Consider the following 12,519-nt stretch of genomic DNA (forward strand, 5'->3'; position numbering starts at 1 on the left):
GGCAGTCGGTAGCATGATTTTTCTTATTTGGTCCAGGTGGTTGCCACCCAGGGAAAATTTATTCTACGTCGTATTGCCCAACCGACAAGATAAACCTAAGATTCCCGGGACATGATTGATCCACTCTACGTCGCCTCCGGCTTCGGCGTCGGCCTGCTTGTCGGGATGACCGGCGTTGGTGGCGGCTCGTTGATGACGCCGCTGCTGATCCTGCTGTTCGGCGTCCATCCGTCCACGGCGGTTGCTCTATGCCGCGGCCACCAAGACCGGCGGCAGCTTCGTCCATGGCTGGTCGCGCAGCGTGCACTGGCCGGCGGTGCTGCGGCTCGCCTGCGGCAGCCTTCCGGCAAGCGCCCTGACGCTGTTCGTGCTGTGGAAGCTCGATCTCAGAAGCGATTCCGAGCGCAGCCTCGTCAATCTCGTGCTGTGCTTCGCCCTGCTGCTGACCGCAACGTCCCTGATCTTCCGCAAGGCGATCATGGAACGCTACCGCAGGAAGCTGGAGCGCGTCGACGAGCGCACCACGGCGATTGCGACCGTGGTCACCGGAATCGTGCTCGGTGTGCTGGTGTCGATTTCATCCGTCGGCGCCGGCGCGGTCGGCGTGACCGTGCTGCTGCTGCTCTACCCGCGCCTGCCGATGGCGACCATTGTCGGCTCCGACATCGCCCATGCGGTGCCGCTGACGCTGGTCGCGGGCATCGGACATTGGGCGCTTGGCGACGTCGATTGGGCCCTGATGGGCGTGCTGCTGCTGGGCTCGCTGCCCGGCATCATCGTCGGCAGCTTCAGCGCGACGCGCGTCCCCGAGACGGTGCTGCGCCTGACGCTTGCCAGCGTGCTGTTCGTGGTCGCCGGCAAGATCATGTTTGCGGAGCTGAACCTGTCATCCGCGTTCGTGACGGCTCTGGCCTGGACGCATTGAACGGAAACGTCGTGCCGGAACTAGTAGGGTGGGCAAAGCGAAGCGTGCCCACCCGCCTTTCGTCAATCTGAGAAAGTATGGTGGGCACGGCGCTGATGCGCCTTTGCCCACCCTACGGCACCGAGTGTCTACTCCGCGGTCCAGCCACCGTCGATCGAGAGGTTGGTGCCGGTGATCTGCGCGGCATCGTCGCTGCACAGGAACAGCGCCAGTGCGGCGACCTGCTCGGAGGTGACGAACTCCTTGGTCGGCTGCGCGTCGAGCAGCACGTCGTTGATGACCTGCTCACGGGTGAGATTGCGCGCCTTCATCGTGTCGGGAATCTGCTTCTCGACCAGCGGCGTCCAGACATAGCCGGGGCTGATGCAGTTGCAGGTGATCTTGTGGGTCGCGACTTCCAGCGCCACGGTCTTGGTGAGACCGGCGATGCCGTGCTTGGCCGAGACGTAGGCCGACTTGAACGGCGAGGCGACCAGCGAATGCGCGGAAGCGGTATTAATGATGCGGCCCCAGCCCTTCTTCTTCATGCCGGGCACCGCGGCGCGGATGGCATGGAAGGCCGAGGACAGGTTGATGGCGATGATCTGGTCCCATTTCTCCGGCGGGAATTCCTCGATCGGCGAGACGAACTGGATGCCGGCATTGTTGACGAGGACGTCGACCGAGCCGAAGGTCTTCTCGCCGAGCGCGATCATCCCGGCGATCTCGGCCGGCTTGGTCATGTCGGCGGGCGAGTAGATCGCCTTCACGCCAAAGTCCGACTCGATCTTCGCGCGTTCCTTCTCGATGTCCTCGGGCGAGCCGAAGCCGTTGATGACGACGTTTGCACCGGCCGCCGCGAAGGCGCGGGCATAGGCGAGCCCGATGCCGCTGGTCGATCCGGTCACGACGGCGTTCTTGCCTGACAGACTACCCATTCTATTCGCTCCTTTTTGCCGGGGGTGCGGAGACGTCCCCCGTGAGATCGTAGGTCACCATGGTCTCGCCGGATTGCGGCTGATCGAGCGTGTCCTTGTGGCGCATCGACATGTGCACGTCGCGCACGCCGGCTTCCCAATGCTCGACCATGGCCACGTGCGAGAAATCGTAGTCCTTGGACGAGGATTCGTAGTTCTTGCTGCGGTAGATCAGGTGCACCACGGTGACCGTGCTCTCACGAGCTGCCTTCGCAAGGAATTCGACGGAAGGGTCGTTCTTGAGATAATCGGGCAATTTGGAAATCAGGTCGCGCACCGCCCTGCGGGCGTTGTGGATCTGCTTGTTCTTGTCGGTGTTCATCCGCGTGCGGCTGGAGAAGCGGATGTCCTTCTCGCGCTCGGTGGCCTCCAGCAGCGAATTCGGCAGGTCGCCGCGGGCGCTGAACAGATCGACCTGGAAGATCAGCATGTCGCGAGCCAGCTCGGCATCGAGCACGTAATCGAGCGGCGTGTTGGAGGCGATGCCGCCGTCCCAGTAATGCTCGCCGTCGATGACGACGGACGGAAAGCCCGGCGGCAGCGCGCCGGAGGCCATGATGTGCTCGGGACCGATCTTCTTGCCGAGCTTCTTGAACTCGTAATTGTCGAAATACTTGAAATTGCCCGAGGTGACGCCGACGGCGCCGACGGAGAAGCGCGTCTTGAGGTCGTTGATGCGGTCGAAATCGACCAGCCGCTCCAGCGTCTTCTTCAGCGGCGCGGTGTCGTAATAGCTTTCCGCCTCGGGATGGCCCGGCGGCCACATCGGCGCGGGCGGCACGCGCGGGACGAAGAAGCCGGGCACGCCGAAGGTCGCGATCAGCGCGGCGCTGGTGGAGTTGAACAGCTCGCGGCTGTGATCGCTCTTGCCGATCGGCTTCCACGGCACCGGGGCCGACACCATCTCCCAGAATTCCTTCAGCCGCTTGACGCGGGTGTGGCCCTCATTGCCGGCGATGATGGCGGCGTTGACCGCGCCGATGGAGATGCCGGCGACCCATTCGGGCTCGAAGCCATAGCCGCACAGCGCCTGATAGGCGCCGGCCTGGTACGAGCCAAGCGCGCCGCCGCCCTGCAAGACGAGGACGCGTTGCGCATTCGCGGGGACGCTGGCGGATTGCGGACTATGATCTGTCATCGGGGAACAATAGCAAATGGCGAGCCACCGTGGCGACAGTCGGCCGCGGCGTCAATGCATCCCGGGATCAAGTCTGGCTTATCGGGGATCCGTCGAGGCCAGGATCATGGTCCAGAACACCTTGTACTTGGTGTTCGGAGCATAGCCGGCCGCTATGCCCAATTTTGTGACACCGCTCTTGAGCATGTTGGCCCGGTGCGGGGGCGAGTCGCGCCAGCCGGAAAACGCTTCCGCCAGCGTATGATAGCCCGCCGAGACGTTTTCGACCGCCACGGTCGCCGGATAGCCGCCGGCACTGAGCCGCTTGGCCAGGGGCGCGCGGACGTCATGGTCCATCTTGTTGGCCGCAGCCATCGCCTGGGACTGGGATTCGGCGAGCAGCATCAAGTCGGGGTCGATCACGACGGTGCCGAGGGCGTTGTTCTGACGGTATTGCGAGATCATCACCGCGGCCGCCTGCGCGTCGAGCTTGGCACCCGGGACCGCCATATCGGCATACATCGACGGCTGCTGGACCGGCGCTTCGTTGCCGGCACAGCCGGCGAGCAGCAAAGTGATTGATATTGCGGCCGCAGCGCGCATGAATCGGGGCCCCCAAATGAAGGGCCGTTGTTGCATACCAACCGTGGCTGAAAGGTGAATTTTGAGGAAAATCGTGCCCGTCATTCCGGGGCAGTGCGCAGCACTGAACCCGGAATTTCGCTCTATCATCTCGGGATTCCGGGTTCGCGCTGATGCGCCCCCCGGAATGACGGGGCGTTAGCCCGCAAATATCCGGTAGCGGCGAGGCTCGAGGCCAATCCTGTCGCCGACATGCAGTTCCCTGCCGCGGGGAGCATCGATCTCGATGGTCTCGCCGCCCGATAGCGCCACCTCCGCGCGCTGCACCGGCCCGAAATTTCGGACGTGCTGCACGGCGCCCTCGAAGGCGCCGGTGCCGGGCGGGCCGACCAGCATGTCATGTCGCCGCACGAACAGTTTTGACGCGCCAGGCGCAAGGCCGTCTGCCGCAAGCTGGAGCGGCCGGTCGCCGAGCTGGACCACACCGTTGGCAATCTGGACCGGAAGCTCGATGGATTCGCCGATGAAGCCGTGGACGAAGGCGGTCGCGGGGCTCTCGTAGACGTCATCGGGCGAGCCGATCTGCTCGATCCTGCCCTTGTCCATCACCACGACGCGGTTGGCGACTTCCAGCGCCTCCTCCTGGTCGTGGGTGACGAAGATCGAGGTGACGTTGATCTCGTGATGCAGCGAGCGCAGCCATCGGCGCAGCTCCTTGCGCACCTTGGCATCGAGCGCGCCGAACGGCTCGTCGAGCAGCAGGATGCGCGGCTCGATCGCGAGCGCACGGGCAAGCGCAATGCGCTGGCGCTGGCCGCCGGAGAGCTGGCTCGGATAGCGATCGGCAAGCCAGTCGAGCTGCACGAGATCGAGCAGCTCCTTCACCCGGGCGCGGATCTTGGCCTCCTCTTTCCGGACCGCGCGCGGCTGCACGCGCAGGCCGAAGGCGACGTTCTCGAACACCGTCATGTGGCGGAACAGCGCGTAGTGCTGGAACACGAAGCCGACGTGCCGCTCACGCGCGCCTTGCGCCAGTGCGTCCTCACCGTTGAAGGAGACTTCGCCCGAATCCGGCCAGTCGAGGCCGGCGATGATCCGCAGCAGCGTGGTCTTGCCGGAGCCCGAGGGTCCGAGCAGCGCCAGCAGCTCGCCATTGTCGACCTTGAGGTCGACGCCGTCGAGGGCTTTGAAGTTGCCGAACTTCTTGACGAGATTCCTGACTTCAATGGTCACTTGCGTCCTGCCCTTCGTCCAGATGACGTTCGAGAACGGTTTTTGCGATCAGCGTGATCAGCGCCAGCATCGCCAGCAGCGAGGCGATCGCGAAGGCGGCGACGAACTGGTACTCGTTGTAGAGAATCTCGACCAGCAGCGGCATGGTGTTGGTCTCGCCGCGAATATGGCCCGACACGACCGACACCGCACCGAACTCGCCCATCGCGCGCGCGTTGCAGAGCAGGACGCCGTAGAGCACGCCCCATTTGATGTTCGGCAGCGTGACGCGGAAGAAGGTCTGCAGGCCGGAAGCGCCGAGCGAGATCGCGGCTTCCTCCTCCTGCGTGCCCTGCTCCTGCATCAGGGGGATCAGCGCGCGTGCGACGAAGGGGAAGGTCACGAAGGTGGTCGCGAGCGCGATGCCGGGCACCGCGAACAGGATCTGGATGTCGTGATCCCTAAGCCAGCCGCCGAAATAACCCTGCGCGCCGAACAGCAGCACGAAGACAAGGCCCGAGATCACCGGACTGACCGAGAACGGCAGGTCGATCAGCGTGATCAGGAAGGTCTTGCCGCTGAAATCGAACTTGGCGATGGCCCAGGCGGCGACGAGGCCGAATACGAGATTGAGGCCAACCGAGATCGCCGCCACCAGCAGCGTCAGCTTGATTGCCGCCAGCGCCTCGGGCTCGGCAAGCGCGGCGAAATAGGCGAGGATGCCCTTTGAGAACGCCTGCGCGAACACGACGACCAATGGCAGCACGACGAAGACCGAGAGGAACAGCACCGCCAGCGTGATGATGGCGATGCGCACCGCCCTCGGCTCGGTGCGAAGGTTGTCACGCGCCGCCGCCGCGTGCGCGCGCGCCTTCGCATCGGGCGAGGAGAGCGAAACCGAATCTGCGATCTGCATCGTCATCGCATCCTCCTCAACGCGCCGGGATCCGGCTCTGCGTCCAGCGCTGGAGCCGGTTGACGGCGAAGATGGTGACGAAGGACACGACGAGCATGACCACCGCGATGGCGGTCGCATCAGCGTAGCGGAATTCGGAGAGGCGGATCACGATCAACAGCGGCGCAATCTCGGAGACGTTCGGCAGATTGCCGGCGATGAAGATCACCGAGCCGTATTCGCCAACGGCGCGCGCGAAGGCGAGCGCGAGGCCGGTGAGCAGCGCCGGTCCGAGCGAGGGCAGGATCACGCGGCTGATGGTCTGCCAGCGGCTCGCGCCCAGGCTGCCCGCGGCCTCCTCGATCTCGGGGTCGAGATCCTGGAGCACCGGCTGCACCGTGCGCACCACGAAGGGAATGCCGATGAAGATCATGGCAACGAAGATACCGACCGGCGTGAACGCCACCTTGATGCCGAGCGCCGCGAGCGGCGCGCCCAGCCAGCCCTTCTCGGCGAACAGCGAGGTCAGCGCGACGCCGGCGACCGCCGTCGGCAGCGCGAAGGGCACGTCGACGATGGCATCGAAGATTCGCCGGCCGGGAAAGCGGTAGCGCACCAGCGCCCAGACGATGATGCTGCCCATCACCAGATTGACGCAGGCCGCCGCGAAGGCGAGGCCGAACGAGACCCGCAGCGCGTTCAGGGTGCGGCGGCTCGAGAGGATGTTCCAGAACTGCTCGGGGCTCAGCTCGAGCGATTTCAGGAACAGGCCGGCGAGCGGAATCAGGATGATAATCGATAGCCAGGAAAGCGTCAGTCCCATGGTGAGACCAAAGCCCGGCAATGTCCGGCGTCGTGCTGCTGCAACTGCGCTCACCAGGCCCCCTGCTAAAGCCTCCTAAAACGGCGCCCGATCAGTTCTTGTAGATCTGATCGAAAATGCCGCCGTCGGCAAAATGTTCCTTCTGCGCCTTGCTCCAGCCGCCGAAAACGTCGTCGATGGTGAAAAGCTCGACCTTCGCGAAGGAGTTTTCATATTTTTTGGCGATCTCGGCGTCGCGCGGACGGTAGAAATTGCGCGCGGCGATCTCCTGGCCCTCCTTGGTGTACCAGTACTGGAGGTAGGCGTCGGCCGCGTTGCGGGTGCCTTTTTTATCGGCAACCTTGTCGACGATCGCGACCGGCGGCTCCGCAAGGATCGATTGCGGCGGCGCGACGATCTGGAATTTTTCCGGACCGAATTCCTTGAGCGCGAGATAGGCCTCGTTCTCCCAGGCGAGCAGCACGTCGCCGACGCCGCGCTCGACGAAGGTCACCGTGGCGCCGCGCGCGCCGGTATCGAGCACCGGCACCTGCTGGTAGAGTTTGCCGATGAAATCCTTGGCCTTGTCGGCTGATCCGTATTTCTTCTGCGCGAAGCCCCAGGCCGCCAGATAGTTCCAGCGCGCGCCGCCCGATGTCTTCGGGTTCGGCGTGATCACGGCAACGCCCGGCTTGAGCAGGTCGTCCCAGTCCTTGATGCCCTTCGGGTTGCCCTTGCGCACCAGGAACACGATGGTCGACGTGTAGGGCGATGAATTCTGCGGCAGACGCTTCTGCCAGTCGGCCGTCGTGAGGCCCTTGCTCGCGATCGCATCGATGTCATAGGCGAGCGCGAGCGTCACCACATCGGCCTGCAATCCGTCGATCACCGCGCGCGCCTGCGAACCGCTGCCGCCATGCGACTGCTTGATCTCGACGCTCTTGCCGGTTTCCTTCTGATAGGCACCCGCAAACGCCTTGTTGAACTCGGCATAGAGCTCCCGCGTCGGATCGTACGAAACGTTCAACAGGTTGATGTCGGCGGCGAGAGCCGAGCTTGCCCAAAGCAGTCCTGCCACGAGCGGAACGATACGGCGCAGCATGTCCATCTCCATTCACCTCGACGACATCGGCGTCATCGATGGCAGGCATAACTCGGGGCGAAACGCGCTTAAGTCAACGGAACCGGATTTTCTTGTTCGCGGCGTCGCAGCCTGACTGTGCTACGAAGTCTTCATCGTGTGGATGCCGCATTCTGTCTTGGCCCGGCCGCGCCAGCGACCGGCGCGTGCATCCTCGCCTTCGGCCGTTCTGCTGGTGCAAGGCATACACCCAACCGACAGGAAACCGGAGGCAGCCAGTGGATGACGCGGCAATTTGGCGCGGACGAAAATCGCATCGAGTTCCTCGCGCGAGACGTTGGCGAAGGGGTTGAACTTCAGCCGCGTGCCGTCGTCCTCGACCACCGGAATGTCGGCGCGCGCATTGCCCTGGAAGCGCTTGCGGCCGTTGATCCAGGCATCGAACGGCTTCAGCGCGCGCGCCAGCGGCTCCACCTTGCGGATGCGGCAGCAGGCGTCGGGATCGGAGAACCAGAGGTCGCGCTCGGGATCCTCGCGCGACAGCGTCTCCTCCGCCGGCTTGATCGAGCGGACGTCCTTGAGACCCAGCGTCGCGACCAGCGTGTCGCGATAGGCGAGCGTCTCCTCGAACAGCCAGCCGGTGTCGAGGAAGATCACGGGGATCGCAGGATCGACGTCCGCCATCACCTTCAGAAGCGTCGCCGATTCCGTGCCGAAGGACGACACCACCGCAAGCTTGTCGCGGCCGACCGACTTCAGGGCCGCGGCGATGATCTCCGCGGGCGAGGCGTCGCGCAACGCGCGATCGAGCACCTCGGCCGAGGGCAGCGCGGAAACGGACACCGGAGATAGCTGAGGCGCAATGGCGTTCACGTGCCGACACCTTCCGAGTGACGCAACTGCATGCGCCGGTGCAGCGCCGTGATGCGGCCGTCGCCGGTCGGCTGGTAGAACACCGAATAGCGCTTTGCGGTCTGCATGAAGGCTTCCGCATCGGCCTGCTTCTTGACCTCGAAGGAATCGAAGCCCGCGCGCAGCATGAACACGAACTGGTCGCGCAGCACCTGTCCCGTCGCACGCAATTCACCGCGATAGTTGTAGCGCTCGCGCAGCAGCCGCGCCTGACTGTAGGCACGCCCGTCGCGGAAGCTCGGGAACACCAGCGCAACGGCGGCGACCTTGCCGAGATACGGCACGAGCTCGTCGATGTCGCGATTGTTCGGCCAGATCACGCCGACCTTGCCGGCACGCTTGAGCAACGCATCCGCCTCGCCGACGAAGCGCTCGGCCGGCACCAGGATGTCGCCGCCCTCGGGCAGCGGCGTGTCGACGGCCAGCTTGACGAAGCTGTCGTCGGCGATTTTACCGCCGTTAACGAGTGGCATAGACACGCTCCTTGAAGGGTTCGACGCCGAGGCGCTTCACCGTGTCGATGAACAGCTCCTCCGGGCGCTCGCGCAACGCGAGATAGGCTTCCACGATGTCCTCGACGACGTCGGCGACCTCGTCGAACTTGACGCCGGGGCCGATCAGATTGCCGAGCGCGGCGCCCTCGTCGGCGCGGCCGCCGATGGTGATCTGGTAGACCTCCTCGCCGTTCTTCTCGACGCCGAGAATGCCGATATGGCCGACATGGTGATGGCCGCAGGCATTGATGCAGCCCGAGATGTTGATGTGCAGCCGGCCGATCAGGTTGGCGAGCTCGTGATTGGCGAAGCGCCGCGTCAGCTCCTGCGCGATCGGGATCGAGCGCGCATTCGCCAGCGAGCAATAGTCGAGCCCCGGGCAGGCGATGATGTCGGTGATCAGATTGACGTTCGGCGTCGCCAGCCCGAGCTTGTCGAGCGCCTTCCACAGCGCCGGCAGGTCGCGCTTGGCGACGTGCGGCAGCGCCAGATTCTGCTCGTGGCCGACGCGGATTTCGCCGAAGGAATATTTGTCGGCGAGATCGGCGAGCGCATCCATCTGCTCGGCGGTGGCATCACCCGGAGGCGCGCCGATCGGCTTCAGCGAGATCGTGACGATGGAATAGCCCGGGTTCTTGTGCGCGGCGACGGAGTTCTTGCGCCACGCTTCGAAATCAGGATCGGCCGCGGCCTGCCGCAGCTCGTCCGGGATGTGCGGCAGCTTCTCGTACGCCGGATAGATGAAGCGCGAGCGGATGTCCTCGATCACCTCGTCGTCGATCTGGAGCGAGGAGTTGCGGATGTGCTGCCACTCGTCCTCGACCTCGCGGGAGAATTTCTCGATGCCGAGCTCGTGCACCAGGATCTTGATACGGGCCTTGTAGATGTTGTCGCGGCGTCCGTACTGGTTGTAGACGCGCAGGATGGCCTCGATGTAGCTGAGGAGATCGCGGCCGTGCACGAAGTGCTTGATGGTCTTGCCGATGAACGGCGTGCGGCCGAGACCACCGCCGACCAGGACCTCGAAGCCGGTTTCGCCCTTCTCGTTCTTGATCAGGCGCAGGCCGATATCGTGGACCTTGATCGCGGCGCGGTCGTGGTCCGACGCGGTGATCGCGATCTTGAACTTGCGCGGCAGGAACGAGAATTCCGGATGCAGCGTGGTGTGCTGGCGGATCAGCTCCGACCAGATGCGGGGATCCTCGATCTCACCGGGCGCGACGCCGGCCCACTGGTCAGAGGTGACGTTGCGCATGTTGTTGCCGGAGGTCTGCATCGCGTGGATGCCGACCTCGGCGAGATCCGCCAGCGCGTCCGGCAGGTCCGACAGCTTGATCCAGTTGAACTGGATGTTCTGGCGCGTGGTGAAATGGCCGTAGCCGCGGTCGTATTTGCGCGCGACATGGGCCAGCGCCCGCAGCTGGTTCGACGCCAGCGTGCCGTAGGGAATCGCGACGCGAAACATGTAGGCGTGGAGTTGCAGATAGACGCCGTTCTGCAGGCGCAGCATCTTGAACTCGTCCTCGGTGAGCTCGCCGGAGAGGCGCCGCTTCACCTGGTCGCGGAATTCCGAGACGCGCTCGTTGACCAGCGTGCGGTCGATTTCGTCGTAAGCGTACATGAAGAATGCCCTACAGCTCAGCCAACGTTCAGACGGGCAAGCCGATCGTCACGCCATCGCGGCGAATCTGCTCACGCAGATTACCCGGCAGGATCTTGCCGGCCTCGTCGACTTGCACCGGCGCGATATAGGGGCCGATCGCGCCGACGTCATCGGCCACGGCCTCGGCGAGCAACGCTTTCGCTTCGTCCGAGTTTCGCACGATCGCGGCATCCGTCAGTTCCACGGACCAGCCCTTGGCAGCCGTGCGATAGACGACGACGCCGTCCCAGGTCCGGTTGGCGGTCACGACGGAGGGACCCGTAATTTTCAGTTTTTGTTGCAGAGGAGAGGTCATTCGGCAGCATCCAATAGGTCGGAGATGATTTGCTTGGGTGTTTGGCGGCGAAGCGAGCCGGCATGCCGGACCACGTCACCGATGATGAGGATGGCGGGACCGCCATGGGTCCGCCGCACGAGCTCGGGCAGGTCGCGCAGCGTGCCGATCGCGCCTTGCGCATCCGGCCGCGTGACGCGGGCGAACACACCGACCGGCGTTTCCGGCGAGCGGCCGGCGGCGAACAGGCCGGCGCGGACGGCGGGCGCCGCGGTCATGCCCATGTAGACGACGACGGTCATTTTGGTGTCGGTCAGCGTCGACCAGTCCACGGCTTCCGCATCGCGCGCCTTGTGCGCGGTGAGGAAGGTGATGCGGGTCGCTTCATGACGATAGGTGAGCGGCACCTCGAAATCGGAGGCACCGCCGAGCCCGGCGGTGATGCCGGGAATGATCGAATAGGCAACGCCCGCCGTGCGCAGCGCTTCGACTTCTTCGCCGCCACGGCCGAACACGAAGGGATCGCCGCCCTTCAGCCGCACCACGCGCTGGCCGGATTGCGCGGCCTCGATCATGCGCTTGTTGATGGCGTCCTGGCCGATACCGGGCTTGCCGACGCGGCGGCCGACCGCGACGCGCGTGGTGTCGCGGCGGATGCGGTCGAGAATTTCAGGCGAGACCAGCTCATCATGGAAGACGATGTCGGCGTCCTGGAGCGCACGCAGCGCCTTGATGGTGAGAAGGTCGGGATCGCCGGGACCGGCGCCGACCAGCGCAACCGAGCCTTCCGGCTTGTCGGCACGCGCGAATTCGGAGGGATTTGAGATAGCCTTGAGCGCCGCATCCGCCTCGCCCTTGCGGCCGGCGAGCACGGAGGCGCCGATCGGGCCGTCGATGACGCGCTCCCAGAAGCGACGGCGCAGCGGAAACTCGGCAATGCGCTCGTTGATGGATTTGCGGAAACCGCCGATGAACTCGGCGAGTTCGCCGATGCGCGCCGGCAGCAGCGCCTCGATCTTCTCGCGTACGCGCCGCGCCACCACCGGGGACGTGCCGCCAGTGCCGACCGCGACCACGACATCGCCGCGATCGACAATGGCCGGGAAGATGAAGCTGGAATGCTCGAGATCGTCCATGACGTTGACGGGCAGGCCGAGCGCCTTCGCCCGCGCCGACATCGCAACGCCGACATCGCCCGCACCCGCGCAGACGATGGCGATGACGCCTGAGAGGTCGGCGGTGAGCGGATCGCCGGTCGCGATCTCAACGCGCGCAGCGTCCTCGGAGCTGAGGCTCAGATCCCGATTGCCATCGACCGCATGCACGCGGATGCGCGCGCCGGCCGCGGCGAGCACGCGCAGCTTGGCGCGCAAAAGCTCACCCGCGCCGATGAGAACCACCGGACCGGCCTTGAGATCGAGGAACACGGGCAAGAACCGCATACGATACTCGCTTCCCCCACATCTGGGGTTGACTGGAATTATTTTCTATATATGTGTCGTTTCGAGCGCGCAAAGAGAAAATTTTTTCTTCTCTTCTGCGCTGCAACTATAGAATTTTCGCCTCCAAACGCAAAGTGGCAGAGATGCATCTTCTCAAGGACGAT

The 12,519-nt window shown here is 64.6% G+C and carries 12 protein-coding genes and 1 pseudogene; 1 reads left to right on the top strand and 12 read right to left on the bottom strand.

Going from position 1 to position 12,519, the window contains the following annotated elements; genetic code table 11:
- Positions 1-111: 111 nt before the first annotated feature.
- A pseudogene (locus A3M7_RS0112215) lies at positions 112-925 on the top strand (sulfite exporter TauE/SafE family protein).
- Positions 926-1,053: 128 nt separating this feature from the next.
- On the opposite strand, the gene A3M7_RS0112220 reads toward A3M7_RS0112215, so the two are convergent.
- From A3M7_RS0112220 to cysG, 12 genes are all read right to left on the bottom strand, one after another.
- Positions 1,054-1,842 (bottom strand): 3-hydroxybutyrate dehydrogenase, encoded by a 789-nt coding sequence (locus tag A3M7_RS0112220; protein WP_027544210.1) that lies wholly within the window; start codon positions 1,840-1,842, stop codon positions 1,054-1,056.
- Between the two features lies 1 nt (position 1,843).
- Entirely contained in the window at positions 1,844-3,019 is a 1,176-nt protein-coding gene (locus A3M7_RS0112225; protein ID WP_027544211.1) for a patatin-like phospholipase family protein, read from the bottom strand.
- Positions 3,020-3,097: 78 nt separating this feature from the next.
- Positions 3,098-3,601 carry a CAP domain-containing protein gene (locus tag A3M7_RS0112230; protein ID WP_027544212.1) on the bottom strand — a complete coding sequence of 168 codons (504 nt, stop codon included), beginning with the start codon at positions 3,599-3,601 and terminating at the stop codon, positions 3,098-3,100.
- A 177-nt stretch (positions 3,602-3,778) separates the two neighbouring features.
- Positions 3,779-4,813, bottom strand: coding sequence for a sulfate/molybdate ABC transporter ATP-binding protein (locus A3M7_RS0112235; protein ID WP_027544213.1), 1,035 nt, complete (start codon positions 4,811-4,813; stop codon positions 3,779-3,781).
- Positions 4,803-5,714 carry a sulfate ABC transporter permease subunit CysW gene (gene cysW / locus A3M7_RS0112240; RefSeq protein ID WP_027544214.1) on the bottom strand — a complete coding sequence of 304 codons (912 nt, stop codon included), beginning with the start codon at positions 5,712-5,714 and terminating at the stop codon, positions 4,803-4,805. Before cysW ends, A3M7_RS0112235 begins: the two co-directional genes overlap by 11 nt.
- Before the next feature lie 10 nt (positions 5,715-5,724).
- On the bottom strand, positions 5,725-6,531 hold the full coding sequence (cysT, locus tag A3M7_RS0112245) for a sulfate ABC transporter permease subunit CysT (protein WP_027544215.1): 807 nt from the start codon (positions 6,529-6,531) through the stop codon (positions 5,725-5,727).
- Between the two features lie 70 nt (positions 6,532-6,601).
- On the bottom strand, positions 6,602-7,603 hold the full coding sequence (locus A3M7_RS0112250) for a sulfate ABC transporter substrate-binding protein (protein WP_084302067.1): 1,002 nt from the start codon (positions 7,601-7,603) through the stop codon (positions 6,602-6,604).
- A 108-nt stretch (positions 7,604-7,711) separates the two neighbouring features.
- Positions 7,712-8,443 (bottom strand): phosphoadenylyl-sulfate reductase, encoded by a 732-nt coding sequence (locus A3M7_RS0112255; RefSeq protein ID WP_027544217.1) that lies wholly within the window; start codon positions 8,441-8,443, stop codon positions 7,712-7,714.
- Positions 8,440-8,955: a DUF934 domain-containing protein gene (locus A3M7_RS0112260; RefSeq protein ID WP_027544218.1), complete on the bottom strand. Its 516-nt coding sequence runs from the start codon at positions 8,953-8,955 to the stop codon at positions 8,440-8,442. The genes A3M7_RS0112255 and A3M7_RS0112260 overlap by 4 nt, the downstream gene beginning before the upstream one ends.
- Positions 8,942-10,597 carry a nitrite/sulfite reductase gene (locus tag A3M7_RS0112265; RefSeq protein ID WP_027544219.1) on the bottom strand — a complete coding sequence of 552 codons (1,656 nt, stop codon included), beginning with the start codon at positions 10,595-10,597 and terminating at the stop codon, positions 8,942-8,944. The genes A3M7_RS0112260 and A3M7_RS0112265 overlap by 14 nt, the downstream gene beginning before the upstream one ends.
- 28 nt (positions 10,598-10,625) lie before the next feature.
- On the bottom strand, positions 10,626-10,934 hold the full coding sequence (locus A3M7_RS0112270) for a DUF2849 domain-containing protein (RefSeq protein WP_027544220.1): 309 nt from the start codon (positions 10,932-10,934) through the stop codon (positions 10,626-10,628).
- Entirely contained in the window at positions 10,931-12,355 is a 1,425-nt protein-coding gene (cysG, locus tag A3M7_RS0112275; protein ID WP_027544221.1) for a siroheme synthase CysG, read from the bottom strand. Before cysG ends, A3M7_RS0112270 begins: the two co-directional genes overlap by 4 nt.
- Positions 12,356-12,519: the final 164 nt, after the last annotated feature.

The organism is Bradyrhizobium sp. WSM2254, from assembly GCF_000472645.1.
GTDB lineage: Bacteria > Pseudomonadota > Alphaproteobacteria > Rhizobiales > Xanthobacteraceae > Bradyrhizobium > Bradyrhizobium niftali.